Source organism: Streptomyces sp. NPDC048612 (assembly GCF_043199295.1).
GTDB lineage: Bacteria > Actinomycetota > Actinomycetes > Streptomycetales > Streptomycetaceae > Streptomyces.
The window spans coordinates 100,978-126,705 of sequence record NZ_JBICVV010000011.1 but is presented as its reverse complement, the minus strand read 5'-3'; the positions used below and the strand labels follow the sequence as shown (position 1 = coordinate 126,705).

Annotated in this window: 20 protein-coding genes; 10 read left to right on the top strand and 10 right to left on the bottom strand. The window is 71.5% G+C overall.

The window, feature by feature from the left end:
• Positions 1-132: 132 nt before the first annotated feature.
• Both ACGFN2_RS18915 and ACGFN2_RS18910 read right to left on the bottom strand, forming a co-directional pair.
• Complete coding sequence (locus tag ACGFN2_RS18915; RefSeq protein WP_393361757.1) at positions 133-372, bottom strand: chaplin; 240 nt, start codon at positions 370-372, stop codon at positions 133-135.
• Positions 373-579: 207 nt separating this feature from the next.
• Positions 580-2,265, bottom strand: a complete 1,686-nt coding sequence (locus ACGFN2_RS18910) for a purine-cytosine permease family protein (protein WP_393361754.1) — start codon at positions 2,263-2,265, stop codon at positions 580-582.
• A 245-nt stretch (positions 2,266-2,510) separates the two neighbouring features.
• Here ACGFN2_RS18910 and ACGFN2_RS18905 point away from each other — a divergent pair, with 245 nt between their 5' ends.
• On the top strand, positions 2,511-3,905 hold the full coding sequence (locus ACGFN2_RS18905) for a tetratricopeptide repeat protein (protein WP_393361751.1): 1,395 nt from the start codon (positions 2,511-2,513) through the stop codon (positions 3,903-3,905).
• 155 nt (positions 3,906-4,060) lie between these two features.
• A complete protein-coding gene (locus ACGFN2_RS18900) occupies positions 4,061-5,416 on the top strand; it encodes a vanadium-dependent haloperoxidase (RefSeq protein ID WP_393361748.1) in 1,356 nt (451 codons plus the stop codon).
• A gap of 96 nt (positions 5,417-5,512) precedes the next feature.
• Here the strand turns inward: ACGFN2_RS18900 and ACGFN2_RS18895 are convergent, their stop codons facing one another.
• Positions 5,513-6,871 (bottom strand): MFS transporter, encoded by a 1,359-nt coding sequence (locus tag ACGFN2_RS18895; RefSeq protein ID WP_393361745.1) that lies wholly within the window; start codon positions 6,869-6,871, stop codon positions 5,513-5,515.
• Between the two features lie 242 nt (positions 6,872-7,113).
• On the opposite strand from ACGFN2_RS18895, the gene ACGFN2_RS18890 reads away from it, so the two are divergent.
• The 4 genes from ACGFN2_RS18890 (at position 7,114) to ACGFN2_RS18875 (ending at position 12,225) form a co-directional block, all read left to right on the top strand.
• Complete coding sequence (locus tag ACGFN2_RS18890; protein WP_393361742.1) at positions 7,114-8,154, top strand: NAD(P)-dependent alcohol dehydrogenase; 1,041 nt, start codon at positions 7,114-7,116, stop codon at positions 8,152-8,154.
• 36 nt (positions 8,155-8,190) lie between these two features.
• Positions 8,191-8,979: a DeoR/GlpR family DNA-binding transcription regulator gene (locus ACGFN2_RS18885; RefSeq protein ID WP_393361739.1), complete on the top strand. Its 789-nt coding sequence runs from the start codon at positions 8,191-8,193 to the stop codon at positions 8,977-8,979.
• 194 nt (positions 8,980-9,173) lie between these two features.
• A complete protein-coding gene (locus ACGFN2_RS18880) occupies positions 9,174-9,746 on the top strand; it encodes a hypothetical protein (RefSeq protein ID WP_393361736.1) in 573 nt (190 codons plus the stop codon).
• A 214-nt stretch (positions 9,747-9,960) separates the two neighbouring features.
• Positions 9,961-12,225, top strand: coding sequence for a HelD family protein (locus tag ACGFN2_RS18875; RefSeq protein ID WP_393361733.1), 2,265 nt, complete (start codon positions 9,961-9,963; stop codon positions 12,223-12,225).
• A gap of 15 nt (positions 12,226-12,240) precedes the next feature.
• Here the strand turns inward: ACGFN2_RS18875 and ACGFN2_RS18870 are convergent, their stop codons facing one another.
• From ACGFN2_RS18870 to ACGFN2_RS18845, 6 genes are all read right to left on the bottom strand, one after another.
• Complete coding sequence (locus ACGFN2_RS18870; RefSeq protein WP_393361730.1) at positions 12,241-12,795, bottom strand: GNAT family N-acetyltransferase; 555 nt, start codon at positions 12,793-12,795, stop codon at positions 12,241-12,243.
• 182 nt (positions 12,796-12,977) lie between these two features.
• A complete protein-coding gene (locus tag ACGFN2_RS18865) occupies positions 12,978-13,859 on the bottom strand; it encodes a carbohydrate ABC transporter permease (protein WP_362614372.1) in 882 nt (293 codons plus the stop codon).
• Positions 13,856-15,256 (bottom strand): ABC transporter permease subunit, encoded by a 1,401-nt coding sequence (locus ACGFN2_RS18860; protein ID WP_393361727.1) that lies wholly within the window; start codon positions 15,254-15,256, stop codon positions 13,856-13,858. The genes ACGFN2_RS18865 and ACGFN2_RS18860 overlap by 4 nt, the downstream gene beginning before the upstream one ends.
• Before the next feature lie 18 nt (positions 15,257-15,274).
• The gene (locus ACGFN2_RS18855; RefSeq protein ID WP_393361724.1) at positions 15,275-16,609 is read right to left on the bottom strand and encodes an ABC transporter substrate-binding protein; all 1,335 of its coding nucleotides are present in this window, start codon (positions 16,607-16,609) and stop codon (positions 15,275-15,277) included.
• Between the two features lie 90 nt (positions 16,610-16,699).
• On the bottom strand, positions 16,700-18,457 hold the full coding sequence (locus tag ACGFN2_RS18850; RefSeq protein ID WP_362614379.1) for a glycoside hydrolase family 13 protein: 1,758 nt from the start codon (positions 18,455-18,457) through the stop codon (positions 16,700-16,702).
• 198 nt (positions 18,458-18,655) lie between these two features.
• Positions 18,656-19,927: an ABC transporter substrate-binding protein gene (locus tag ACGFN2_RS18845; protein WP_393361721.1), complete on the bottom strand. Its 1,272-nt coding sequence runs from the start codon at positions 19,925-19,927 to the stop codon at positions 18,656-18,658.
• Between the two features lie 195 nt (positions 19,928-20,122).
• Between ACGFN2_RS18845 and ACGFN2_RS18840 the strand changes: the two genes are divergently transcribed.
• From ACGFN2_RS18840 to ACGFN2_RS18830, 3 genes are read left to right on the top strand one after another with little or no spacing between them, the layout of a single operon-like run.
• Positions 20,123-20,629 carry a PadR family transcriptional regulator gene (locus ACGFN2_RS18840; RefSeq protein ID WP_362614382.1) on the top strand — a complete coding sequence of 169 codons (507 nt, stop codon included), beginning with the start codon at positions 20,123-20,125 and terminating at the stop codon, positions 20,627-20,629.
• The gene (locus tag ACGFN2_RS18835; protein WP_362614384.1) at positions 20,626-21,387 is read left to right on the top strand and encodes an ABC transporter ATP-binding protein; all 762 of its coding nucleotides are present in this window, start codon (positions 20,626-20,628) and stop codon (positions 21,385-21,387) included. Before ACGFN2_RS18840 ends, ACGFN2_RS18835 begins: the two co-directional genes overlap by 4 nt.
• 2 nt (positions 21,388-21,389) lie before the next feature.
• On the top strand, positions 21,390-23,726 hold the full coding sequence (locus ACGFN2_RS18830; RefSeq protein ID WP_393361717.1) for an FtsX-like permease family protein: 2,337 nt from the start codon (positions 21,390-21,392) through the stop codon (positions 23,724-23,726).
• 169 nt (positions 23,727-23,895) lie between these two features.
• Here ACGFN2_RS18830 and ACGFN2_RS18825 read toward each other — a convergent pair whose 3' ends face one another.
• Positions 23,896-24,624: a CAP domain-containing protein gene (locus ACGFN2_RS18825; RefSeq protein ID WP_393361714.1), complete on the bottom strand. Its 729-nt coding sequence runs from the start codon at positions 24,622-24,624 to the stop codon at positions 23,896-23,898.
• Between the two features lie 723 nt (positions 24,625-25,347).
• On the opposite strand from ACGFN2_RS18825, the gene ACGFN2_RS18820 reads away from it, so the two are divergent.
• Positions 25,348-25,590: a hypothetical protein gene (locus ACGFN2_RS18820; protein ID WP_393361711.1), complete on the top strand. Its 243-nt coding sequence runs from the start codon at positions 25,348-25,350 to the stop codon at positions 25,588-25,590.
• Positions 25,591-25,728: the final 138 nt, after the last annotated feature.

Sequence of the window (25,728 nt, the reverse complement as noted above, 5' to 3'; positions counted from 1 at the left end):
TTGTGCCCCGCGCCGTGCTTGTCCTGCTCCGTGCCGTCCCATGGGAGTGGCCCCCGGAGACCTCCGGGGGCCACTTCGGCCGGCACCGGCCGGGAAGGGTGGCTCTCCTGAACGGCCGGCGGCCGACCGGTGTCAGTCGGTCCAGCAGGGGGTGCCGAAGGCGGGGTTGAACGCCCCGATGATGCTGATGGTGTTGCCGCAGAGCTGGACCGGGATCTGGACGGGGATCTGGATGTTGTTGCCGGACAGCACCCCCGGTGAGTCGAGAGCCGCGCCCCCGGCGCCGCTGTCGGCGCCGGCGATGCCCGCCCCGCCGAGAACGACGGCGCAGGCACCCGCAGTTACCAGAGCACTCTTGATCCGGTGAGACATCGGACGGTCTCCTAACTGGTGGAGGAAAGGCGGCTCTTGGCGTCGCGGTCCCGACGACCGCGGTGCGCCACGGCTGTGAGCCGCCCGTACAGGCCCTTTCGTTCCCCACCGGCTCCCGGTCCAGAGACACCGGGCCTGAAGAACAGACCTTTAGGTGATATGGCCGCCCGTGTTGACGCCCGCCCGGTGGCGCGGGCTGGCGCCGCGTCAGGCCGGTTCCGCCGGCAGCAGATGGACACCGGTCCGGTCGGTGCTCAGGCACAGGGAGCAGACCATCGCGTCATGGCTGTGGCAGGCGGCGAGGTCCGGGCGCTCGAAGTCCTGCCGGCACACATGGCAGGGGAACGTGGCCGCGCTGGGGTTGCCGTCCGGGTCCAGCAGTGGCGCCTCGATCCCGTCGGAGGTGCGCCGTAGAGAGAACCTGCCCTTGGTCAGGAGCGCCATCAGCGGGGTGACGACGAAGGCGATCACCGCCGCCGCGACCGGGGAGTACGGCTGGAGCGTGTCACCCAGGGCATCGAAGTACATCGCGATCGACAGTCCGGACGCGGCGACGAAGGCCACCACCCCCACCGGGTTGACCGCGTGGAGCATGCCGCGGCGGAACTCGGGGGCGTGCGGGGAGAGTTTGAGGAGGTACTTGTTGACGATGATGTCGGTGGCGACGGTGACGATCCAGGCGATGGCGCAGTTCGCGTAGAACCCGAGGATGTTGTTGAGGACGCGGAACATGTCCGCCTCCATCAGGGCCAGCGAGAAGCCCAGGTTGGCGAGGACGAACACCATCCGGCCGGGGTAGCGCTTGGTGACCCGGGTGAACGAGTTCGTCCACGCCAGCGAACCGGAGTAGGCGTTGGTGACATTGATCTTGATCTGGCTGATCACGACCAGGATCACTGCCAGCGGGACGACCAGCCAGGACGGCATCATCGCGGCGAACGCCCCGGTGAACTGCTGAATGGGTTCGGTGGCCGCGGCCGGGCCCACCTCGGCGAGGATGTAGACGGCCAGGAAGACCCCGACGGCCTGCTTGAGGGCGCCCAGCACCACCCACCCGGGGCCGGCCAGCACGACCGCCGTCCACCACGCGCGCCTGTTCCGGTCGGTCCTGGGCGGCATGAAGCGCAGATAGTCGACCTGCTCACCGATCTGCGCGATCAGCGACAGACACACCCCCGCGCCCAGCAGCACCGAGGCCGCGTTGACGCCACCGCCGCCCTGCGAGCCCGGGTACGAAAGGAAGGTCTGTACCGTCCCGGGCTCGGTGGCCACCAGGTACACCAGCGGGCCCACCATCAGCAGCAGCCAGACCGGGGTCGTCCAGACCTGGAGCTTGCTCAGTGCCTTCATCCCGTAGATGACCAGCGGGATCACCATCAGCGTCGAGACCGCGTACCCCAGCCACAGCGGCAGCCCGAAGCCCAGCTTCAGGCCCTGCGCCATGATCGAGCCTTCGAGGGCGAAGAAGATGAAGGTGAAGCTGGCGAAGATGACGCTCGTCAGCACCGAACCGTAGTAGCCGAAGCCGGAGCCCCTGGTGATCAGGTCGAGGTCGATGTTGTAGCGCGCCGCGTAGTAGGCGAGGGGGAAGCCGGTGACGAAGATGACCACGGCGGCGACGGCGATCGCGGCCAGCGCGTTGCCGGTGCCGTGGGTGAGGCCGATGCCGGCACCGATGGAGAAGTCGGCCAGGTAGGCGATGCCGCCGAGCGCCGTCGTCGCCACGACCATCGGGGTCCACCGGCGGTAACTGCGTGGGGCGAACCGGAGGGTGTAGTCCTCCAGGGTCTCGCTGACCGCGCTCGCGGCGGGCGCGGGCGACCCGGCGGGCGCCTCGCCGGGCGGGGGCCGCCGGCCGCTGTCGGGGGCGGTCAGTTGTTGCTCGACACTCATACCGGACCTCCTGGGGGCTGCAAGGGGAACGCGGTGCCGTACCCCACCCGGAGCAGGGGCGGCCGGGTCCCGCGCGACGGCGTTGGCGGGGACATTAGGCAGCACGTGTTTCCCGCGGCGTCGTCCCAGATGAACCCGATGTTTCCGCCGTGGCCTGGGCCGTGGAACGGGTAAGGATGGGAACCAGGTGATGACTCACCGTCAGTTGCGCACACCCGTACCGCACTCAGCCCGCAGGAGCCACCATGACAGCGGACCGCCACGGACATCTGATGAGTGACACCGGCACCGAGGCCCTGGCCGCCTACGAACAGGCGCTGGATGACCTGCTGTTCTTCCGGCCGCGGGTCGCCAAGGCCGCCCAGGAGGTTCGGGCCGCCGCACCGCGGTCGGTGATGGGGCAGACGCTGACCGCGTATCTGGGCGTACTGGGGACCGAGGAGCGGGACGCGGCCGAGGCGCGCGAGGGCCTGACCCGCTTCCGCTCCGGTCTGGACACGGCGAGGCTGACGCCCCGGGAACGTATGCATCTCACGGCCGCGACGGCATGGCTGGACGGTGATCTGCACACGGCCGGCCGGACCCTCGCAGACCTCACCCTCGCCTTCCCGCGCGACGCACTGGCCCTCTTCGCCGGACATCAGCACGACTTCCTCACCGGGGACGCCGTGCGCCTGCGCGACCGCGTCGGCGGCGCCCTGGACGCCTGGGAGGAGGACGACCCCCATCGCGGACCGCTGCTCGGCATGTACGCGTTCGGCCTGGAGGAGTCGGGCCATTACGAACGTGCCGAGGAGGTCGGCCTGGACGCCCTGGCACGGCATCCGCGCGATGTGTGGGGAATCCACGGCGTGGTGCACACCTACGAGATGCGCGGGCGCTTCACCGACGGCATCCGCTTCCTCGACGCCCGCACCGACGACTGGTCCGAGGGCAGCCTGCTCACCGTCCACAACTGGTGGCATTACGCCCTCTTCACACTGGAGACCGGCGACACCGCCCGGGTACTGGAGATCTATGACGCCGCGCTCCACCACGACGGGTCGGCCGGTGTGGCGATGGAACTGCTCGACGCCGCCGCCCTGTTGTGGCGGCTCCACCTGGCCGGGGACGACCAGAGCGCACGGTGGGCCCGGCTCGCCGACGCCTGGGAGAGCCGCCGGGACGGCCCCTACTACGCCTTCAACGACGCGCACGCGGTCATGGCCTATGTGGGAGCGGGGCGCGTCGCCCAGGCGCAGCGCCTCGTCCGGGACCGGGAACGCTGGGTGGCGACGGAGCCCGGCGGATCGAACCGCGCCATGACGGCCGACATCGGACTGCCCGTCTGCCGCGCCCTGATCGCCTACGGACGGCAGGACCACGGCGCGGCCGCCGATCTGCTGCTGCCGGTCCGCCACCGGCTGCACCACTTCGGCGGCAGCCACGCCCAGCGGGACGCGATCCAGCGGACCCTGGTCGAGGCCGCCCTCCGCGCCGGCCGCACCGAACTCGCCCGGACGCTGCTCAGCGAACGCATCCACCTGCGCCCGGTCTGCCCGTACAACTGGTCGGCGAAGGCGCGGCTGGAGGAACAGCTCGGCGACCCGGCACGCGCCGCGGCCGCCCGCGAACGCGCCGCCGCACAGGCGTCGGGCTGAGCGCCCCGGGACGCCCGGCCCATGGGCGCACCGCACCCGGCGATGCGCCCTGAACGGCCCCGGGTCCGCGCCGACTGTCCCCTTGACACGCCGGCGTACGCACACCCGGCCGTGCGGCGGCGTGACCCCTCACCCGCTCGGCTGTTAAGCCGGTCATGGATACTTCTCGTTCGGTCAGACGAGCAGTCATCGGCGCGGTCACCGCGCTGCTCCTCCTCACCCTCACGGCCGTGGCAGGCGCCGCGGCCGCCGGCCACCACCGGCCGCCGGCCGCCGACCCCGAGGCGGTCCGCGACTGGAACGTCATCGCCACCGACACCATCAGCGCCCAGCTCGGCCCCACCCGGCCCTCCGGACAGGTGGTCATCTGGCACGGGTTCGTCTCGGCCGCCGTCTACAACGCCGTGGTCGGCATCCGGCGCACCTACGCCCCGTACAAGTGGCGGGCGCACGGGCCCGCCACCGCCTCGCCCGAGGCCGCGGCGGTGGCCGCCGCACACCGCGTACTGCGCACCTACTTCCCGGCCTCGCAGACCTCGCTCGACGCCGCGTACGCCGGTTCGCTCGCGAAGATCCCCGACGGCCCGGCGAAGCGGCAGGGCGTGGCCTTCGGGAAGCGCGCTGCCGACCACCTCATCGCGCTGCGCGAAAACGACGGACGGTTCGCACCGGTGGAGTTCACCGCCGCGCCCGCGCCCGGGGTCTGGCGGCCCACCCCGCCGGCCCACCAGCCCTTCATCGACCCCTGGCTCGCCGTACTGCGCCCGCTGCTGCTCACCTCCCCGGACCAGTTCCGTCCCGGCGGGCCGCCCGCGCTCTCCTCGGCCCGCTACGCACGGGACGTGAACGAGGTGAAGGCGATGGGGGCGAGGACCGGTTCGGGCCGCACCGCGCAACAGACCGAGACCGCGCTGTTCTTCGGCGGCAATCTGGCGGTGCAGTTCCAGGCGGCGTTCCGGGACCACACCGCCCGCCACCATCTGGACATCGCCGACACGGCACGGCTGTTCGCCGCGGCGAACGCGGCGGCCACCGACGCCGTCGTCACCGCATGGGACGCCAAACTCCACTACGGATTCTGGCGCCCGCTCACCGCCGTCCAGCTGGCCGGTACCGACGGCAACCCCGCGACCGACGCCGACCCGCAGTGGCAGCCCCTGCTCGTCACGCCACCGCACCCCGACTACCTCAGTGGCCACACCACGGTCGCCGGCGCCGTGACCCGGACCCTGACCGGCATCCTCGGCACCACCCACCTCGACCTCAACGTGCCCTCCGAGATCACCGGCACCACACGCCACTATGACGAGGCAGAGCGGTTCAACGAGGACATGGTCAACGCCCGTGTCTGGGGCGGGATTCACTTCCGCACCGCGGACCTCGTCGGATGCCGCGCCGGCAGTCGCATCGGTGGCTGGGCGCTCACCCACTACTTCCGGCCGCTGCGCCCTGCGGGCCCGCACGACGTGCCACCGGCGCGTCCGTTGTGCCCGCACGACCCCGTGGACTGACCGGACCCGCTGCGCTCGCCGCTCGCCCCCCGCGGGTCCGCCACCGGCAGGTCCGTGCCCGGCCGGCGGCGAGCGCAGCGGGAAACCGCAGGGAGGTCAGTGACGGCCCGCGGGGAGCTCCGCGCCGTCGGCGGCCGGGACGGGAGAGTCGGGGGGAGGTGCGATGAACTCCGGGTCGGGTTCGAGGAAGCGGATCGCGACCGCGGTGGCGAGATGCAGCAGGGCGAAGATCCAGGCGATGCCCTGCACCCCGAGCGGCCCCAGGGCGACGGCGACGACGGCCGGTCCGGCGAAGGTGCTCGCACCGGCCCCCAGGTTGAGGGCGGACATGGCCTGGCCCTTGTGGCGCGGGGCCAGCGCGGGGATCAGCGCCGAGATCGGTACGTAGCCGGCGAGGGCGATGCCGTAGAGGGCGGCGGCGACCGCGCAGGCGGCGAAGTGCGGACCGGCCACGACCGGTACGTAGTACAGCCCCAGACAGGTCACCGCGCAGGCCACGGCGCCGAACCAGGTCATGGTGCGCTGCCAGCCGAGCCGGTCGCCGACGGCACCGAAGAACAGGTTGGCGAAGATGTTCGCGGCGAACATGACGCTGAGCAGCCGCAGCCAGGCCGAGGTGCTGAAGCCGACCGTCTCGGTGAAGAAGAACGGCAGACAGACCAGGAAGCCGAACTGGGAACCGGTGCTGATGACGCGCACCCCGGCGCCGATGGCCACCCGCGGGCGGCGCCGCATGATGGAGACGCTGCCCGCCAGGGTCGTCAGCGGGTTCCCGCTGCCGGGGGCGAGCCCGGAACGGCCGGTGGGCTCGCGGACCAGCAGCAGGGCGAGCAGACCGCCGAGCATCACCAGGCCGAGCGCGAGCCACAGGGTCCGGTAGGAGCCGGCCAGCGGGATGGTGGCGCTGGCGACCAGGGAGCCGAGGGTCGGCAGACCGCCGGTGAAGGCGAACCAGTACCAGCCGACCGCCGTACCCAGCCGCTGCGGCGGGGTCGCCGCGGTGACCCACACCAGGAACCCGTAGGCGAACAGGGGGTAGCCGAAGCCGCGCAGCCCGTAGATGAGCAGCAGCAGCGGATAGTTCATGGTCGGCAGCGCGACCGTCAGCAGCAGTACCTGGAAGACGAGCCAGATGGCGAAGCCCGCGGTCATCACCCGCCGGGGTCCCCACAGGTCCGACAGGGCTCCGGAGAGCCAGGCGCCGAGGGCGACGGTGATCCCGTAGACGGCGATGACCACCGCCGCGTCTGCCTTGGCGAGCCCCTGATCGGCCAGGTACTTGGAGAAGAAGCCGGTCTCCACCCCGTCGCCCGTCATGAACAGCAGGATTCCGACGAATCCCCAGGTCAGGGCGGGGGGTATACCCAGGCGGGCGACGCCGGAGCGGAGGCGGCCGGCGGGCGGGGCGCCGGTGTCCGGGGGCCGTACCGGCTGGCTGCGGGCGGGGCTGCTCATGGGCCCTCCAAGGGGGCGGGTCTCGACGAGGGGGTGTGGGGGAGGGGCGCACCGGTGCGCCGGGCGGACGGTGAGCCGGCGCAAGTCTTCTCGCATTTTGTGAGAAGTCAAGACTCCTCTGATAGGAAAATGCGCGATACCGTGCTGTCACCCAGGGGCGACGCGGCAGCCCGCCGGTCCAGAACCGGATCGCGCGACGCCCCCTCCACATCGCCACACCCCGAGGGAGCCGTGAGCCCGTCATGACCGCCACATCCGGGATTCCCGCCACCATGCGCGCCGCCGTCCTGCACGGACCCGGGCAGCTGAGCCTCGCGGAACGCCCCGTCCCTGAACCCGGCCCGGGAGAGGTCCTGGTCCGGGTCGAGGCCGTCGGGACCTGCGGCTCGGATGTGCACTACTACCGGCACGGACGCATCGGCGACTTCGTCGTACGGGAGCCGCTGGTCCTCGGGCACGAGGCGGCCGGCACGGTCGTCGCCTGCGGTCCGGGCACCGACACCCGCCGGATGGGCCGGCGCGTCTCCATCGAGCCCGGCACCCCGTGCGGCAGCTGCGGCCAGTGCCGGCCGGGCCGCTACAACCTGTGCCCGGACATGAGCTTCCTCGCCACACCTCCGGTGGACGGCGCCTTCTGTGAATACCTGGCCGTGCACCAGGACTTCGCCCACGAGGTCCCCGACAGCCTCACCATCGAGGAGGCCGCACTGCTGGAGCCGCTGTCCGTGGCCGTCTGGGCCTGCCGCAAGGCCCGGGTCGCCCCCGGCGACCGCGTCCTGATCACCGGCGCGGGCCCCATCGGCCTGGTGGCCGCCCAGACGGCACGGGCCTTCGGCGCACGCGAGGTCATGGTCACCGACGTCCTCCCGCACCGCCTCGAACTCGCCCGCGCCGCCGGCGCCACCGCCCTGGACGTCTCGGCCACCCCGCTGAGCGACGCCGGGTACACCCCCACCGTCCTCCTGGAGTGCTCCGGCGTCCCCGCCGTGAGCGGCGAGGCGATCCGGACGGTGGGCCGGGCCGGCCGGGTGGTGCTCATCGGCATGGGCGGTGACGAGGTCCCGCTCCCGCTGAGCCGGGTGCAGAACCACGAGCTGGAACTGACCGGCACCTTCCGCTACGCCCACACCTGGCCCACCGCGACGGCGCTGGTGGCCTCGGGTGCCGTCCGGCTCGACTCGCTGGTCTCGCACGGTTACGGTCTTGCCGAGGCCGAGAGCGCACTGACCGTCGCCACCCACGACGCGACCGCGGTGAAGGCCGTCATCTACCCGCAGCGGTAGGCGCTGCCGCTGTCCGACCGGAAAGGGGCGGCCCCGATGGCTTCCACACGGTCGTCGCTGGCCGAGGTCGACCGGCGACGGCAGGACGTACTGGCCCATGTCGTCGAGCACGGCGAAGTCCGCATCGACGACCTGGCCAGGCACTTCGGGGTCAGCCTGGCGACCATGCACCGCGATCTGGACCAGCTCGCCGAACGCCGGCTGCTGCGCAAGGAACGCGGCCGGGCCGCGCCCTTCCCCAGCCTCACCATGGAGACCGCCACCCGCTTCCGGGTCGGCGTCAACCACCCGGTGAAAGAGGCGCTGTGCGCCGCCGTCGCCGACGAGATCCGGCCCGGCGGCACCGTCGTCCTGGACGACTCGACCACGGTCTTCCCGCTCGCGGCCCGGATCGCCCGGACCGAAGCGGTCACCGTGGTCACCAACTCCCTCGGTGTGGCCCGGCTGTTCGACGAGGCGCCGGGCACCGAGGTGACGCTCCTGGGCGGGCGCTACCGCGGCGAGTTCGGCTCCTGCGTCGGCCCCGACGTCCTGCGCGGTCTCGGCCGTATCCGCGCCGATCTCGCGGTGATGTCGGCGGTGTCCGTGCTCGACGGCCGCCTCTTCCACCCGATCCGGGAGTATGCCGAGGTCAAGGAGGCCATGCTGGAGTGCGCCCAGCGGTCCCTGCTGCTGGTGGACCACAGCAAGTTCGGCAAGACCGCCACGCACGCCTACGGCGACACCGGCCAGTACGACCGCGTCGTCACCGACCGCGGCACACCGGCCGAGGAGCTGGCCGCACTGCGCCGCGGCGGCGTGACCGTCGACGTGGTCGACGCCTGACGGCACCACCGAGGGCACCCGCAGCCGGAGTGGGACCGCAGGCCGTTCCACAGGGGCGCTTTGAGTCCCTCACCCCGGTTTCGCGACAACGTGGTGCTCTCGTCGGCCAAATGCGGACCGGCGCACAACGTCCCGGCCGCCGCGCCCGTCCTACCGCACGCATCTGTACACAGGCACTTCTCTGGAGGTAAGTCATGCGACGGTTGGGGACAGCGGCCGCGGTGCTCGTGCTGGCGGGCGCCGGGGTGGCGGGTACGGCCGGAGTTGCCGGCGCCGCGACCGGCCCGGTGGGTAAGGCCGCCCCGGCCACGACCTGTTCGACCGCCTGGGGCAGTGGCACCAAGTCCGCCACGGACGCGAACGCCACACCGCTGAAGAACGTCAGGACCAGCCAGAGCACCTGCTACGACCGCATGGTCTTCGACATCGGCGGTACCGGAAAGGCCGGATACCACGTCGGATATGTCGACGCGTTCCACCAGGACGGTTCGGGCGAGAAAATACCGGTGAAGGGCGGCGCCATCCTGCAGGTCTTTGTCTCCGCGCCCAGCCACGACCCGGAGACCGGCAAGCAGACCTACGCGGCGACGGCCGGCAAGCCGCTGCCCGGGGTGAACCTCGCCGGATACCGCACGTTCAAGGACACCAAATTCGGGGCGAGCTTCGAGGGGCAGTCCCAGATCGGTCTGGGCGTGCGCGCCAAGCTGCCGTTCCGGGTGCAGCAGTCCGGCCACGAGCTGATCGTGGACGTCGCCCACACCTGGTGACCCGAGGCGCCACCAGAGGCCGTCCGGTGCCGCCGCGCGGGAACGCGTGAGCCGACGGCCCCCTGGTGGCGTCTTCGCCGGGCACAAAAAGAAATACCCCGGACCGAGTTGACGGCCGGGGTATTTCTCTGGGTATATTGGGGGCTTCTGTGCCTTGAGGAATTTCAGAACAGAAACTCACCTACGTACCGAACTTTATCCGAGCGGGGCTGAATTGTCAAACGAGGAATGGCAGCACGAGCAGGAATTCATCGATCTGCTCCACGACCGCCTCACCGAACTACGGGATCTGGCCGAGGCGACGGTGCACGCCGCCGTCCAGCCGCCGGAGGGCAACCACGCCCAGATGCGGCTGGAGCGCAATGTGCTGGTGGCCGAACAGTCCGGCCTGCTCGCCGCCTTCAACGCCGGGGAGAACGGCCTGTGTTTCGGTCGGCTGGCATTCCGCGACGGCCGCGACCACCACATCGGCCGGATCGGTATCCGGCGTGACGACGCGGACCGCACCCCGCTCGTCATCGACTGGCGGGCCGAGGTCGCCCGCCCCTTCTACCTCGCCACCGGGCACACCCCGATGGGCTTGCGCCGCAGGCGGCACATCACGACCGAGGGCCGGCGGGTCACCGGACTGCACGACGAGCTCATGGACCTCGCCGACGCGGTACGGACCGGGCACGAGGGCACCGACGCGGACGCGGTCCTGCTGGCCGCACTCGACGCGGCGCGCACCGGACGGATGCACGACATCGTGCAGACCATCCAGGCCGAACAGGACGCCATCATCCGTGCCCCGCACCACGGCATCCTCGTCGTGGAGGGCGGCCCCGGCACCGGCAAGACCGTCGTCGCACTGCACCGCGCCGCCTACCTGCTCTACGCCCACCGGGAACAGCTCGCCCGCCGCGCCGTGCTCATCGTCGGGCCGAACCCGGCGTTCCTCGGCTACATCGCGGAGGTGCTGCCCTCGCTCGGCGAGACGGGCGTGCTGCTCGCCACGCCCGGCGAACTCTTCCCGGGCGTCACCGCGACCGGCACCGACACCCCCGAGGCCGCCGAGATCAAGGGCCGGGCCGCGATGGCCGGGGCCCTCGCGGCAGCCGTCCGCGACCGGCAGTCCCTGCCCGACGAAGCGATCGTCATCGACCACGAGGACGGCGAACTGCGCCTGGACGCCGAGATGGCGCGCGAGGCCCGGCGCCGGGCACGGGAGACCGGGCTGCCGCACCACCTCGCCCGCCCGCACTTCGCCTTCCGCATCATCGACGCGCTCACCGCGCAACTGGTCGACCGGCTCGGTGCGGACCCCTTCGGCGGCCCGAACTTCCTCGGCCCGGACGACATCGCGCAACTGGGCAAGGCGATCGCCACCAGCACCGAAGTGCACCACGCCATCGACGGGCTGTGGCCCGAGCTCAGCCCGCAACAGCTGGTCGCCGACTTCCTCGCCGACCCGGTCCACCTCCCGGACGCCGACGCGGACGCCATCCGTCGGACGGACGGCGCCTGGACGCCGGCCGATGTACCGCTGCTGGACGAGGCGGCCGAACTCCTCGGTGAGGACACCTCGGCGGCCCGCGCCGCGGCCGAGGCGGAGCGCCAGGAGCTGATCGACTACGCGCAGGGCGTGCTCGACCTCTCCTACGGCTCCCGCACCCAGGAGTTCGAGGACCGTGACGACGAGGAGTCGGAGGTGCTGGCCGCGCACGACCTGGTGGACGCGGAACTCCTCGCCGACCGGCACGAGGAGGCCGACCACCGCAGCGCCGCCGAACGCGCCGCGGCCGACCGGACCTGGGCGTTCGGCCACATCATCGTGGACGAGGCGCAGGAGCTGTCGGCGATGATGTGGCGGCTGCTGATGCGCCGTTGCCCGACCCGGTCGATGACGCTGGTCGGCGATCCGGCGCAGACCGCCGAGCCCGGCGGCTGCGGCTCCTGGGAAGCGGTCCTCGCACCGTACGTGGACGACCGCTGGGAGCACGTCAGGCTCGGCGTCAACTACCGCACCCCGTCCGAGATCATGGAGGTCGCGGCGCAGGTGCCACGGTCCGCCGACCCGTCCTTCACTCCGCCTCGGTCGATCCGCTCCACCGGCGTCCGCCCGTGGGCGCGGCGCACGGACGACCTCGCGGGCGTGGTCGCCGACGCGGTCGCGCGGGAGCGCCACGAGGACGGCGGCAGGCTCGCGGTGATCGCTCCGGTCGCCCGCCACGAGGCGCTGGCCTCCGCCCTTCCGGACGTCTCCGCCGGGGCCGCCCCGGACCTGACCAGCCCTGTGGTGCTGCTGGGCCCGCGGCAGGCCAAGGGCCTGGAGTTCGACTCGGTGCTCGTGGTGGAACCGGCGGAGTTCGGTGCGAGCGACCTGTATGTCGCGCTCACCCGGGCCACCCAGCGGCTCGGCGTGCTCCACACCGGGCCGCTGCCGGCCGGACTGGAGACACTGGCCCCTACCGCTACCCCGGCCCGTTCGCTTCTTTGACGGCGCGGGCCGGCCTCACCCCTGCCCGACGGCCCGCCAGGCCCCCGCGGAGATCCGGAACAGCACGTTGGGGCGCACCGGGCCGTCGGGCACGTCGGGGTCGTCGAAGTCGTCGGCGGGGTCGCGGGTCATGCCGAGGCGGCGCATCACCGCCTGCGAGCGGAGGTTGGTGGCCGTCGTCATCGCCAGGATCTCCGGCAGGCCGAGGGTGCTGAAGCCGAAGGCCAGGGCGGCCGCACCGGCCTCGGTGGCGTAGCCGTGCCCCCAGGCCGGACGGGCCAGCCGCCAGCCGGCCTCCACTCCGCTGAACGGCATGTGCTCATCGACCGGGTCCAGCCCCGTGAACCCGATGAACTCCCCGGTGGCGCGCACTTCGAGGGCCCACCAGCCCCAGCCGCGGTCCGCGATATCGGCCTGGAACCGCGCGATGGAGGCCGCGCTCTGTTCGGGCGTGAGGACGTCGGGGAAGTGCGCGCGGACCTCGGGGTCGGCGTTCATCGCGGCCCAGGGGCCGAGATCGGACTCCCGCCATGGGCGGAGCAGCAGGCGCTCGGTGCGCAGTTCGGACATCGCGCCAACCTAGCCGGTGCCCCTACTTGGGACGAGGGAATATCGCGGACCCCGGGACGGCATGCCGGGCCCCGGGCTCCGTAGGGGACGGCTCGGCGCGCGACACGATGCCGGCCTGTGCCGCGCGCCGTCCCCTCCTGGACCGGTCCTTGAGGCACGGACCGGCCGGGCGACCGGAGCGGCTACTTCACCGAACCGGCCATGATGCCCTGAACGAAGTGCCGTTGGAACGCGAAGAACACGATCAGCGGCACGATCAGGGACAGAAAAGCGCCCGGCGCCAGCACCCCGATGTTGCTGCCGAACTGCCGCATCTGCGACTGGAGGGCCACCGTCAGCGGCTGCGACGTGTTGTCGGCGAAGAGCAGGGCGACCAGCATGTCGTTCCAGACCCACAGGAACTGGAAGATGGCGAGGCTGGCGATGGCGGGCCGGCCCAGGGGCAGCACCAGCCGGGAGAAGATCCGCCACTCCCCGCCGCCGTCCATCCGCGCGGCCTCCAGCATCTCCTTGGGGATCTCCGCGAAGTAGTTGCGCAGCAGGAAGATGGCGAACGGCAGCCCGTAGGCGGTGTGGAAGAGCACCACACCGGGGATCGAGCCGAACAGTCCGAGCGCGCCGAACAGCTTGGCCACCGGCAGCAGCCCGATCTGGACCGGCACCACCAGCATGGCGACCACCACCAGGAACACCCAGTCCCGGCCCGGGAACTCCATCCAGGCGAAGGCGTACCCGGCCAGCGCGGCGATCGCGACGACGGCCAGGGTGGTGGGCACCGAGATCAGCACCGTGTTCCAGAAGGCCTGGACGATGCCGGAATCCTTCAGCAGCGCCGCATAGTTGTCGAGTGACAGCCGGCCGGGCGCGGTGAACGCGGTCCACCAGCCACTGCTCGCGTTCGCCTCCTCCGTACGCAGCGAGGAGAGGAACAGCCCGGCGGCCGGGGTGAGCCAGACCAGACCGATCAGGAGCAGGAACACCTGCGTCACCCCGCGGCTGAGCCACTTCACCGGCCGGGCACCCGCCCGCCGGCCGGACGCGGGAGTTCCGTGGACGGTGGTCATGACTGGCTCCTGCGGAAACGTCGGATGTTGAGGACCATGGCCGGGACCACCAGGAGCAGCAGCAGGACACCCAGCGCGCTGCCGAGCCCCTGGTTGTTGCCGCCGCCGAAGGAGACCAGCCACATCTGCAGGGCCAGGACGTTGGCGTCCTGCTGTACGGGACCGGGGGCGATGATGTAGACGAGGTCGAAGACCTTCATCACGTTGATCACCATCGTCACGAACACCACGCCCAGGACCGGGCCGAGCAGCGGAACGGTGATCCTGCGGAAGACCTGCCATTCGTTGGCGCCGTCCATCCGGGCGGCCTCCAGGACGTCCCGCGGCATCGAGGAGAGCCCCGCGCCGATGAGGACGAGCGCGAAGCCGGTCCAGATCCACATGTAGGCGCCGATGATGGCGGGAGTGATGAGGGCCGGACCGAGCCAGGAGACGCCCTCGTACGGCGGGGCGAAGTCCTTCGCGGGGAGCCGGACGGTGTAGGAGCCGGGGGCCAGGCGGGCCAGACGGTAGGAGCCGTCCGACGCGGTGGTGGCGGTGGCCGCCACCTTGCCGCGGGCGTCGACCGCCTCGACCGACAGCCGGGGCAGCCCGCGTTCGCCGCGGTCCACCCGGCCGGGCCTGCCGCCCCCGCCCGGGGTGAAGTCGAGGTAGACCACGCCGCGCAGTTCACCGCCGGCGGCCGGGGACGCGGCGGCCGGTGCGGCGGGCCGCGCCTGCGACGGCATGTCCTTGGGCGCGACGCCGACCAGGCCGAGGTCGACGGTGTGTCCTGGGCCGGTGCGCCGCGCCGTGCGGTAGGAGCCGTCCTCGCCCTTGGTCAGCTGCTTGTCGCCGAACCGGGCCTTGGCGGTGGGGAAGGAGACGGACTTCCCCTGGACGCTGTCGTGGATGCCGACGGTGACCGCGTTCAGCACACCACGCTGCGGGTCCTGCTCGTAGGCGAGCCGGAAGATGATGCCGGCGGCGAGGAAGGAGATCGCCATGGGCATGAACATCAGCAGCTTGAACGCCGTCTTCCAGCGGATCTTCTCGGTGAGGACGGCGAGCACCAGACCGAGTCCGGTCAGCAGCGCGGGGGCGAAGACCACCCAGATCGCACTGTTGCGGATGGCCCGGAGCGTGGCGGGGTCCTGGAGCATCGCGGTGTAGTTGCCGGCGCCGACGAAGGTGTCGCCCGAGGCGTCGTACAGGCTGCGGATGACCGAGAACACGATGGGGTACGCGACGAGGGCACCCAGCAGCAACAGCGCGGGGAACAGGAACACCGCGGCGATCCGCCGGCGGCGCCGCACCGCGCGCCGCATGGGGGCGCTCGCCCGGCCGGGGGTGCCGCCCGGGGGGAGGGACGCGGTGCCGCTCGTCGTCGGCGGCACCGCGGGAGTCGTGACAGACATGGGATCGGGCCCTCGTCCTTACTTTCCGTACGCCTTGGCCGCGGCGGCCTCAAGCTTGCGGGCCGTGCCCTCGGGGTCCGACGGGTCGCGCAGGAAGTCCTGGAGCAGCTTCCACTCGCCGGCGCCCTGGGTGCCGCCGAAGGCCGCGGGGGCCTGATCGGACATGTCGAAGCGCACGGAGTTCCCGGCGTCGGTCAGCCACTGCGCGGCCTTGCGGGTGACCTCGTCGTGGTAAGCGCCCGCGGGCACCTTCTTGTTGGGCGAGAGGTAGCCGCCGGCCTTGGCCCACACCTCCGAGGCCTCGGGCGTGGCCAGGTACTTCACCAGCTCCATCGCGGCCTTCCGGTGCTTCCCGGCCTTGAGCACCACGGCCGCGTCACCGCCGCTGACCACCGGCGCCTTCCCGTCGCCGACGCTGGGGAAGGGGAAGAACCTGGCGTCCTTGCCGACCTGCTTGTGGAGCTCGTCGGTGACCAGGGCGCTGACGAAGTCCCCTTCGTAGACCATGGCAGCGCCCGGCTCCGGGCCGAAGACCTGCTGGACGGACTCGGGGAAGTCGGTGCGCAGCGCGCCCGAACCGCCGCCGGCCACCAGGCTCTTGTCGCCGAAGAGCTTGCCCAGCGCGGTGAGCGCCTTGACCACGGTGGGGTCGGTCCACGGAATCTTGTGGGCGGCGAGCTTGTCGTAGTTCTCCTGCCCGGCCTGCGAGAGGTAGACGTTCTCGAACCAGTCGGTGAGCGGCCAGCCGGCCTCACCCGCGACGGAGAACGCCGGCACACCCGAGTCGGAGAGCGTACGGCCCGTCTTCAGCAGCTCCTGGTACGTCTTCGCGGGCTTCACCCCGGCCTGGCTGAACGCCTCCGGGCTGTACCAGACCGTCGACTTGTGCGAGGCCTTGAAGTACAGGCCGTAGTACTTCTTGTCGACCGTGCCGTAGTCCTTCCACACCTTCGCGAAGTTCTTCCCGGCCGCCGCGCCGACCTCCGCCGAGAGGGGCGTCAGCCAGCCCTTCCTGGCGAACTGCTGGAGCACGCCGACCTGCGGCACCATCACCACATCGGGGGCGTTACCGCCCTCGACCTGGCTGCCGATCACCGTGGAGACGTTGTCGCCGGTGGAGGAGAAGGTGACCTTCGCGCCGGTCTTGTCGGAGAACGCGTCCAGGACCTTCTTGAAGTTCCGCTGTTCCACACCGGTCCAGACACCGGCCACGGTGACGCTCTCACCGCTCAGTTCCTGCTTGCCGCCCCCGGCGGAGACCCCGCCGCCGCAGGCGGTGGCGGAGAGCGCCAGGCCGAGCACGGCCGCGCCGGACAGGGCGGCGCGGGTGTGTCGTACTGCGGGTCGTCTCATCGTGGGATTCCCTTCGGGAGGACTGCGGGAGGACTGCGGGAGGAGTGCGGAGAGCTGTGGGGGAGTGCGGTGGTGGTGGGCGTCGGGGGGCTAGCGGGAGCCGGGGGCGTCCATCCACCAGGCGGCGGTGGAGCCGGGGAGGGTGCCTGCGGGGCAGTCGCCGCTCGCCAGCAGCGGGAGACCCGGTACGGGGGCCGGCACCGGCTCGGTGCCGAAGTTGACGGCGCAGACCAGACCGTCGCCACGGACGAACGCCAGCACCTCGGGTGGTGACTCCAGCCAGCGCAGGGTGCCCTCGCCGAGCTGCGGAAGACTGCGGCGCAGCGCCAGCCCCTCGCGGTACAGGTGCCAGAACGACCGGGTGTCGGCCAGTGCCCGGTCCGTCGCGTGGTCGGCGAACCAGTCGGGCTGCGGCAGCCAGGGCCGTGCCGCGTCGGTACCACTGGTGAAGCCGAACGGTGAGGCGTGCCCGGACCAGGGCAGCGGCACCCGGCAGCCGTCGCGGATGTGCTCCCGGCTGCCCGTGCGGTGGTAGATCGGGTCGGTGAGCACCTCGTCCGGCAGGTCGACGACCTCCGGCAGACCCAGTTCCTCGCCCTGGTAGACGTACGCCGCGCCGGGCAGCGCCAGCATCAGCAGCGCGGCGGCACGGGCCCGCGCCGCGCCCAGCCCGCCCGCGGCCTCTGCCGGCTCGGCGCTCCCCGGGGCGGTCGCGTACCGGGTGACGGTCCGGACCTGGTCGTGGTTGTTGAGCACCCAGGTGACCGTGGAGCCGGTGCCCGCGATATCGGTGAGCGCCTCGGAGATGACCTTGCGGAAGGTGCCGATGTCCCAGCGCGCGGTCAGCAGGTGGAAGAAGAATGCCTGGTGCAGCTCGTCGGGCCGGACGTACGCCGCCTGTTCGCCCGGTGTCCGTACCGAGACCTCGCCGACCAGCAGCCGGTCGTGGCCGTCGCGGGCGGTGTACTCCTCGCACAGTGCGCGCCAGTCGCGCCACACCTGGTGCACCTCGGGCTGGTTCCAGGCCAGCGGATTGACCGAGTCGCGGGTCCGCTCGTCGGCCGACGGATCGGGGGAGTCGGGCAGTTCGGGGTGCTTGAACAGCCCGGCGGCCACGTCGATCCGGAAGCCGTCGACCCCGCGGTCCAGCCAGAAGCGCAGCACCTCGTCGAAGGAGGCGCCGACGTCGGGGTGGCGCCAGTTCAGGTCGGGCTGCTCGGGCGTGAACATATGCAGGTACCACTGGCCCGCACCGCCCGCCGCCTCCTCGACCCGGGACCAGGCGGGGCCGCCGAACATGGCCCGCCAGTTGTTGGGCGGCAGCTCACCGTTCTCCCCGCGCCCGTCGGCGAAGTGGAAGAGCGACCGTGCCGGGCTGCCCGGACCGTCCGCCAGCGCGGCGCGGAACCACGGGTGCTCGCTGGAGCAGTGGTTCGGCACGATGTCCAGGAGCACCTTCAGCCCCAGCCGGTGGGCGTCGGCCACCAGGAGGTCGAACTCGGCGAGATCGCCGTACACGGGGTCGACCTCGCGGTAGTCGGCGACGTCGTAGCCGTGGTCGTGCTGCGGCGAGGGGTAGAAGGGGCTGAGCCAGATGCCGTCCACCCCGAGCTTCTTGAGGTAAGGCAACCCCGTCCGCACACCGGCCAGATCGCCGATGCCGTCGCCGGTGCTGTCGAGGAAGCTGCGGACGTAGACCTGGTAGATCACGGCGTCGCGCCACCAGTGCCGTGCGGAGTTCCGGGAGGCCCCGGCGGCCGGCGCGAGGGCGGCGGAGTCCGGACCGGGGAGGGAGGGGGAGGGCGCGGAGCCGGCGGTGGAGCCGTTCCCTGCCGTGGCTATGAGCATCTGCCGTGATCCCGTCGTGCATGGGCAAGCCGTGCGGCTGCGAGTCGCTGTTATGCATGCATGTTAAGTAGGCATGTCTTTTGAGTGTCAACGAAATGGTCGAAAGTCGCTGCGAGATGCCCGGATTTACGGGGGTTTGGATAGCACGCCTGTACCTAACAAGTAGGTAGAGAGAGTGGAAAGACTGACTGCTGTGTGTCAGCCGCGGCCGACGATGGCCGTCAGTTCCCGCGTCAGCCGGGCGACGGTGGCGTCCGTGCTCCGCCGGTGGATCAGCGCGTCATGCATGACCGCCTGCACCGCCAGGCTCACCTGGTCGTACTGCGGGCTCTTGATACGCGGCTTGGCCGCCAGCACGGCCCGCTTGAGCGCCGGCAGGTACGGGAAGCGCCGCACCAGCTCCGGGTCCGTGTACAGACCCGCCCACACCGGCGGCAGGGCGCCCTCGGTGAGCACCCGGCGCTGCACCGACTCGGTCGTCAGATAGGAGATCAGGTCGGTGGCCGTCTTCTGGTGCCGCGACTGGGTGTTGACCGCCAGATTGGAGCCGCCCAGTGCGCTGGAGCCCGGCCCGTCGGGACCCGGCAGCGGCACCGCACCGAACTTCCCCGCCACCCCGGAGGGCCGGGCGTTGGCCAGCGCATAGGCGTACGGCCAGTTCCGCAGGAACAGTAGCCGCCCGTCCTGGAACGCCTTGCGGGACTCCTCTTCCTTGAACGTCAGGGCCCGCCGCGGAATCCAGCCCTCGCGCACCCCGTCGAGCAGGAAGGACAGCCCGCGGCGGGCCGCCGGGGAGTCCACCGTCACCCGCGTGCCCTCGCCCGCGAGCACCGTGCCGCCGGCCGACTGCACGGCCTCCACGGCATTGGCGGTCAGCCCCTCGTACGGCAGGAACTGGCCCGCGTAACCGTCCAGCCCGTACTGGGGCGCGACCGTCTTCGCCAGGTGCGTCAACTCGGCCCAGGTGCGCGGCGGTCGCGTGCCCTCCCGGTCGAGCACGTCCTTGCGGTAGTAGAGCAGCCCGGCATTGGTCACATACGGGACCGCGTAGAGCCGGCCCCGGAAGGTGGCGGTGTCCACCACGGGAGGCAGGAAGCGCTTCAGCGGGAACCGCGCACCGTCCACGGGCCTGATCCAGCCCGCGGCGGCGAACTCCGACGTCCACGCCACATCGATGTTCAGCACGTCGAAGCGGTCACTGCGGGAGCGCAGCTCGGTGACCATCTGCGCGCGCACCTCGTCGGCCGCGTCCGGCAGCTCGACCAGGGTCACCTTCTCGCGCGGGTGCCGGTCGTTCCAGCCGTCGAGGACACCCCGCAGATAGCCCGTGAGGTCTCCGCCGGTGACGAGCGTGACCGGGCCCCGCCCGTCCGCACCGCCCGCCGGTTCCCCGGCCCGCGCGCCCGCACTGCCCGCGAACAGCAGGGTGCAGACCAGCAGAGCCCGGCCCACGGCGCGCTTCCACCGCATGGGCTCCTCCTTGAACCAGGCGTCGACGGGACACGGGCCGACAGCCCGCCCCATGTATACCTGTTAGCCATGCGGGATACTAGATGCTGCAGGAAGATGCGAGAGCGACCCGGCTCACAGCCGTATGGGGTCAGATGACCGGCAACTAGGGCTGATCCGAATGACACCCCCGGGGCGGGGAGGGAGAGGGAGAGCGTGCGGCTGCCACTCCTGGCGCTGTTGGTCAACGGTCCCGCACACGGCTATGAACTCAAGCAAGCCCTTGAGAACCTCCTGGGCGCCGCATACCCTCAGCCGAACGTCGGCCAGATCTACGTCACCCTGGGCAGGCTGGAGAAGGCGGGCCTGATCGAGGGAGAGGACGTCGAGCAGTCGGACCGCCCGAACAAGCGCATCTACCGGATCACCGCGGCGGGCCGCGAGACGGTGGACGCCTGGTTCGAGGAGTCCACCGCCGAACCACGGGTCCGGGACGAGTTCTTCATGAAGCTCGCCCTGGCCCCCCACAGCGGGACCGCGGACCAGATCGCCCTGATCAACAAGCAGCGCCGCCACTACCTCAACACCATGCGTGACCTGTCGAAACTCGCGGCGGGTGAGGACCGGGAGAACCGGGTGGCACAACTGCTGATCGAGGGCGCGATGCTGCATCTGCAGGCGGACCTGGACTGGCTGGAGCGCTGTCAGGAGGAGTTGGAATGAACCGGGACGAGCCGTCCGGCCCGATAGTGCGGGCAGCCGGCCTGGTGAAGACCCACCGGCCGGAAGGCGCTGCCCCGGTCCACGCCGTGCGCGATGTCGACCTCAGCGTCGAACGCGGTGAGTTCGTCGCCCTCACCGGCCCCTCGGGAGCCGGCAAATCCACGCTGCTGCACCTCCTCGGCGGCCTCGACCGGCCCGACAGCGGTTCCCTCTGGCTCGACGGCCGCCAGGTCGACACCTACAGCGAGGCCCGCTGGGCGGTGCTGCGCCGCAACCACATCGGCATCGTCTTCCAGTTCTTCAACCTCGTCTCCAACCTCACCGTCGCCGACAACGTCGAACTCCCCGCGCTGCTCGCCGGCCGGTCCCCCCGGCAGGCCCGCACCGACCGGGCCGAGCTGCTCGACGAGCTGGGGCTGACCGGCAAGGAGAACACCACACCGGGCGAGCTGTCCGGCGGCGAACAGCAGCGCGTGGCCCTGGCCCGCGCCCTGGTCAACAGCCCCAGCCTGCTGCTCGCCGACGAACCGGCCGGCAGCCTCGACAGCAAGGGCACCAGGGAGGTGCTGCGGCTGCTCACCCGCTTCCACCAGCGCGGCCAGACGATCCTGCTGGTCACCCATGACGCCAGGATGGCCAGCGCGGCGGACCGGGTGATCAGCTTCTTCGACGGCCAGGTCGTCGACGACGCACACCTCGGCGGCGCCCCCAAGCGCCCCGCGGCCGGTGTGGCCGACGTACTCAAGCTCCAGGGCTGACCGTGCGAGCGGCGGCACGCTGGACGCGGGCGCATCTGACGGCACACCGCCCGGCGGCGGTGCTCACCGTGCTGGCCACGGCCGGGATCACCATCTCCCTGCTGCTGGCCACCGCCCTGTTCGCCTACGCCACCGACCCCTGGCAGCGGGCCTTCACCCAGTCCTCCGGCGCCCACGTCTGGATACACACCCAAAGCGCCGCCGCCGGATCGCTGGCCGGACTGGACGAGGTACGCGCCGTCTCCGGCCCCTTCCGTACGGTCCGCACCACCGCGAGCCTCCGGCCCGGCGACGCCAGGGCGACCCTGGAACTGCGCGGCACCGTGCGGCGCCCCACCACCGCCGCACCCCAGATCACCGCGGGCCGCTGGCTGGAGTCGGGCGCCGACGCGGGGGCCACCAAGGGCATCGTCCTGGAGAGTTCGGTGGCCCGCGCGATGTGGGCCGAGCCGGGGGACACCATCGAGCTGAGCGGCTTCCCCGGACAGCTGCGGGTGGTGGGCGTCGCGGACACCGCCGAGGTCACCTTCCGCGCGGGCGGGACACCGGGCGTGGCCTGGGTGCTGCCGGAGACCCTCGACGCCTCCGACGCGGGCCGAGACCAGCGCGGACGCGCCATCGGCCTCCGGCTCGGCGACCCCGCGGACACCGACTACGTCGTCCAGCGGGCGGTCACCCGGCTCGGCGCCGACCAGATCACCGATGTCTCCACCTGGCGGCAGGCCAAGGCCGAAGCCGAGGGGGACAACCAACTGCTCGGGCGGCTGCTCGGCGTCTTCGGGCTCGGCGCGCTGCTCGCCGCGGCCCTGGCGGTGGGCGGCGCCCTCAGCACCAGGGTCCGCGGACATCTGCGGGACATCTCCATCCTCAAGGCCATCGGCTTCACCCCCGGCCAGGTGGTCCGGATGTTCGTCGCCCTGCACCTCGGCCTCGCGCTGCTGGGCGTCGTCCTCGGGGCGCTGCTCACCCAGGCCGTCGGCGCGCTGGTGCCCGGCCGGATCGGGGAGGCGATGGCCCTGTGGCGGCAGCTTCCCGGACACGGCTGGCTGACCCTGGTGATCTCCGGCGGTGTGCTGGCGTTCATCGGCGCGGCGACCTGCCTGGCGGCGTGGCGGGCCGGACGGGTCCCTCCGGTACCGGTCGCCCGTGCCGCCACGGCCCCCGGCGGCCGGGCCTCCGCACTCACCCGCCGGGCGCTGGGTCTCCGCGTCCCCCCGGCGCTGGTCCTCGGCTGGCGCGGTGCTTTCCACCGTCCGCTGCGTTCCTCGGCAGCCGTGGCACGACTGACCGTCCCGCTGCTGCTGATCACCATCGCGCTGGGGGCCTGGACGACCCTGGACCGCTTCACCTCACACCCCGAGAACGTCGGCCTGCCCGCCGCCCTCACCGCGCGCTCCGACACCCTCAGTGATCATGAGCTACGCCAACTCCTCGGCTCCCAGCGGCAGATCACCGCCTACCCCGGAGCCGAGGTCCAGGCACTCGTACCCGGTCAGACCGGGACAATCACCCTGCGCGGGCTCGGCACGGACGCCCACCCGTACCCCGGCGCTGTGGTGGAAGGGCGCGCCGCCCGCGGCCCCGACGAGGCGGTCGCCGGACAGGGCCTGCTCGACCTCCTGGACGCGCGGGTCGGCGACTGGGTACGGATGACCGTCGCCGGCCGCCCGTACGTCCTCCATATCGTCGGCCGTGGCATCGAGACCGCCGACGCCGGCCGGGTCGTCTCCACCACCCTGGACACCCTGCGCGAAGGCGAGACCGGTGAGGCGGCGCCCGAGGCCTCCCGCCCCTCGCGCCCCGACTTCTATCAGCTGGTGCTGCACCACGGCGCCGACCCGGACGCCGTGCGGGACGCCCTGTCCACGGCGTCCGCCGGCCGCCTGGAGGTGCGCGAGATCCCCAACCCCGCCGACCAGCTGTCCGCGGTCCGGGCCGTCAGTGTCGGGCTGATCGCCGTGCTGATCCTGATCGGGCTCGTGGAGCTGGCGACGACGGTCGGTGTCGGCGTCCGCGACCGCGGCCGTGACCTGCTCGCGCTCCGGGCCGTTGGCCTGACACCACGCCAGATCACCGCGGTCATCGTCTCGGCCACCGCCTTCATCACCCTGGCCGCCGCGCTGGCCGGCACGGCCCTGGGCGCCCTCGCCTCCCAGTGGCTGATCGACCTCCAGGGGCGGACCAGCGGCTGGGGGGCCGGCATCGCCCAGCGCCCCGGCCTGGGGACCCTCCTGCTGGTCATCGTCATCGCCGTCACCGTCGCCGCGGCGGCCTCGGTCGTCCCCGCCGCCCGCGCGGCGCGACGCCGGCTCGCGGACTCGGCCACCGATCTGCTGTAGGCGGTGCGGTGAGGTGCGGCGCCGGGCCGGGTCGGGGCGTCGGCTGTGGCGCGTGGCGGCCGCTTCGGGGGCGGGGCGGCGGCCCCTCGGCAGGAGAGCCCTCTCGACAGCGCAAGGTCCCCGACCACGATCCGGTCGGGGACCTTGTGGTGTCCGGTTCGGCCGGCCGTTATCGCGCCGTGCCGAAGTCCTGCGTCCAGTAGTCGTCGGGCTGTGCGTGGCCGACGCCGATCTCCTTGAAGGAGCAGTCGAGGATGTTGCGCTTGTGGCCGGGGCTGGACATCCAGCCCTTCATCACGCTTTCCGGCGTGGAGTAGCCATAGGCGACGTTCTCGCCGTAGGAACTCCAGTTGTAGCCGGCCCGGGTGATCCGGTCCTCCGGATTGGAGCCGTCGGAGCCGGTGTGGGACATGTTCCCGTGGTCCGCCATGTCCTTGCTGTGGTCCTGGGCGGCCTTTGTCAGTTTTGCGTTCACGGTCAGCGGCGAGCAGCCGGCCTTTCGGCGCTCACTGTTGACGAGTTCCACGACGCGGGCCGTGGCACCCGATGCCTTGGCGGCGGGCTTCGAAGCGCTCGGGGACGCGGCGGGTGCCGGAGTGGTCTTCGCGGCCGGCTTTGCGGTCGGCTTCGTGGCCGGTTTCGCGGTCGGCTTCGCGCTCTTCCGGTCCTTCGACGGGCGGTGGTCCTTCGCCGGGCGGTGGTCCTTGGACGGCCGCTGCTCCTTGGACCACTCATGGTCGAAGGAAGCGTTCTGCCACTTCTCATGGTGCCGACCGCCGGAATTCTCCTGGCCGTCGCCGAAACAGGCCATGGCAACGGAGGGCACGCCCACGGCGCCTACGGCGACGGCAGCGATGGTTATCTGCCGGTAGCGCCGCTTCTTGCGATGTTTACTCATGCGTGACCTCACTCGGTAATTGCCCAGCGTCCCCCGGCGCGGCTGGTTCTGTGCAATCCCCGCGCCTGAGCTGCGAAGACGCCTTGCGGTCGACATTCTTGGGGTGCTCGGAGAGCAAGGCAACGAAGCTCACTACTACTGCGCTTCGTAGTACTCCAGAAACCTTGCAATGGATGTACGAACGTGCTGGCCCGGAATTCGGCACTTTTGTTTTCGCTGTTGCCCCGTCAGATGTGCTGATGTGGTGAACTCGTGGGCAAACGAGCCCGGCAATCCCCATGGCGCCTGATCTCGTGCGCGAAATTCCAGGGTCAAGACGGACAAGTCTCCTATGTCACCGCGAGCCGTCTCTACTATCTGGCTTAGTTGATGCCGGAGGTCGGTGTGACGGATGTCACGTCGCCATGGAATTCGACGCTCGGCGGGCCTCGCGTCCGAGGGAGGCGGCCACCGAGGCGGCACCGCGCAGCGCCTGCCGGAGCCATCGGGGAATCCAAAGATCACGAATGTCACCGAGGATCTCGGCCGAGCTGACAACTGAAGACGGGAGTTTCCCGCATTACCGGTCGTTGGTAATTCCCTTGCCGGGCGGGAGTTGTCCGGTTGTCCGTGCCGTCAACGGGTGGGTGGGCTGTCTCTCAGTCCGCGCCGAGCATGGTGGGGCGGAACCCGGGTACCGGGCCCAGCACGCCCAACGCACCCGTGGAGGAGGCACGTCAACTGATGACCCGTTATGACGCGACCGGCGAGGACCCCGAACCGCTGCCCCGTGACCTGCCGAACCACCAGGCCGATGCCGCCAGCCCGGTTCCCGACCCCTGGGACCCCGAGCTCTCGGAGGGCGAGAGCGACGGGCCCGACGAGACGGTTCCCGACACCGATCAGGCCGGTACCGGGCGGGCCGGTGCTCAGAAGGCCGCGGGCTTCCGCACCGACCAGCCCATTCCGCATGAGCCGGTCGACTGACCTGCGCAGGCGACTGATGAGGGCAGGAGGCGGGGCCGCCCGCGCGCGTCGGGGGGGGCCGCCACCTGGCCGACGCCGGGGTGGCTCGGCCGGCCATGGGGCGGGCAGGTGACCCCCCCCCCCATCCCGCCTGTGCGT

What these genes read in the sequence shown, in the direction of transcription:
- ACGFN2_RS18915 (WP_393361757.1), bottom strand. Translation starts at nt 372, where the DNA reads ATGTCTCACCGGATCAAGAGTGCTCTGGTAACTGCGGGTGCCTGCGCC.
- ACGFN2_RS18910 (WP_393361754.1), bottom strand. Translation starts at nt 2,265, where the DNA reads ATGAGTGTCGAGCAACAACTGACCGCCCCCGACAGCGGCCGGCGGCCC.
- ACGFN2_RS18845 (WP_393361721.1), bottom strand. Translation starts at nt 19,927, where the DNA reads ATGCGGTGGAAGCGCGCCGTGGGCCGGGCTCTGCTGGTCTGCACCCTG.
- ACGFN2_RS18895 (WP_393361745.1), bottom strand. Translation starts at nt 6,871, where the DNA reads ATGAGCAGCCCCGCCCGCAGCCAGCCGGTACGGCCCCCGGACACCGGC.
- ACGFN2_RS18855 (WP_393361724.1), bottom strand. Translation starts at nt 16,609, where the DNA reads ATGAGACGACCCGCAGTACGACACACCCGCGCCGCCCTGTCCGGCGCG.
- ACGFN2_RS18835 (WP_362614384.1), top strand. Translation starts at nt 20,626, where the DNA reads ATGAACCGGGACGAGCCGTCCGGCCCGATAGTGCGGGCAGCCGGCCTG.
- ACGFN2_RS18890 (WP_393361742.1), top strand. Translation starts at nt 7,114, where the DNA reads ATGACCGCCACATCCGGGATTCCCGCCACCATGCGCGCCGCCGTCCTG.
- ACGFN2_RS18870 (WP_393361730.1), bottom strand. Translation starts at nt 12,795, where the DNA reads ATGTCCGAACTGCGCACCGAGCGCCTGCTGCTCCGCCCATGGCGGGAG.
- ACGFN2_RS18825 (WP_393361714.1), bottom strand. Translation starts at nt 24,624, where the DNA reads ATGAGTAAACATCGCAAGAAGCGGCGCTACCGGCAGATAACCATCGCT.
- ACGFN2_RS18850 (WP_362614379.1), bottom strand. Translation starts at nt 18,457, where the DNA reads ATGCTCATAGCCACGGCAGGGAACGGCTCCACCGCCGGCTCCGCGCCC.
- ACGFN2_RS18880 (WP_393361736.1), top strand. Translation starts at nt 9,174, where the DNA reads ATGCGACGGTTGGGGACAGCGGCCGCGGTGCTCGTGCTGGCGGGCGCC.
- ACGFN2_RS18905 (WP_393361751.1), top strand. Translation starts at nt 2,511, where the DNA reads ATGACAGCGGACCGCCACGGACATCTGATGAGTGACACCGGCACCGAG.
- ACGFN2_RS18860 (WP_393361727.1), bottom strand. Translation starts at nt 15,256, where the DNA reads ATGTCTGTCACGACTCCCGCGGTGCCGCCGACGACGAGCGGCACCGCG.
- ACGFN2_RS18865 (WP_362614372.1), bottom strand. Translation starts at nt 13,859, where the DNA reads ATGACCACCGTCCACGGAACTCCCGCGTCCGGCCGGCGGGCGGGTGCC.
- ACGFN2_RS18900 (WP_393361748.1), top strand. Translation starts at nt 4,061, where the DNA reads ATGGATACTTCTCGTTCGGTCAGACGAGCAGTCATCGGCGCGGTCACC.
- ACGFN2_RS18820 (WP_393361711.1), top strand. Translation starts at nt 25,348, where the DNA reads ATGACCCGTTATGACGCGACCGGCGAGGACCCCGAACCGCTGCCCCGT.
- ACGFN2_RS18885 (WP_393361739.1), top strand. Translation starts at nt 8,191, where the DNA reads ATGGCTTCCACACGGTCGTCGCTGGCCGAGGTCGACCGGCGACGGCAG.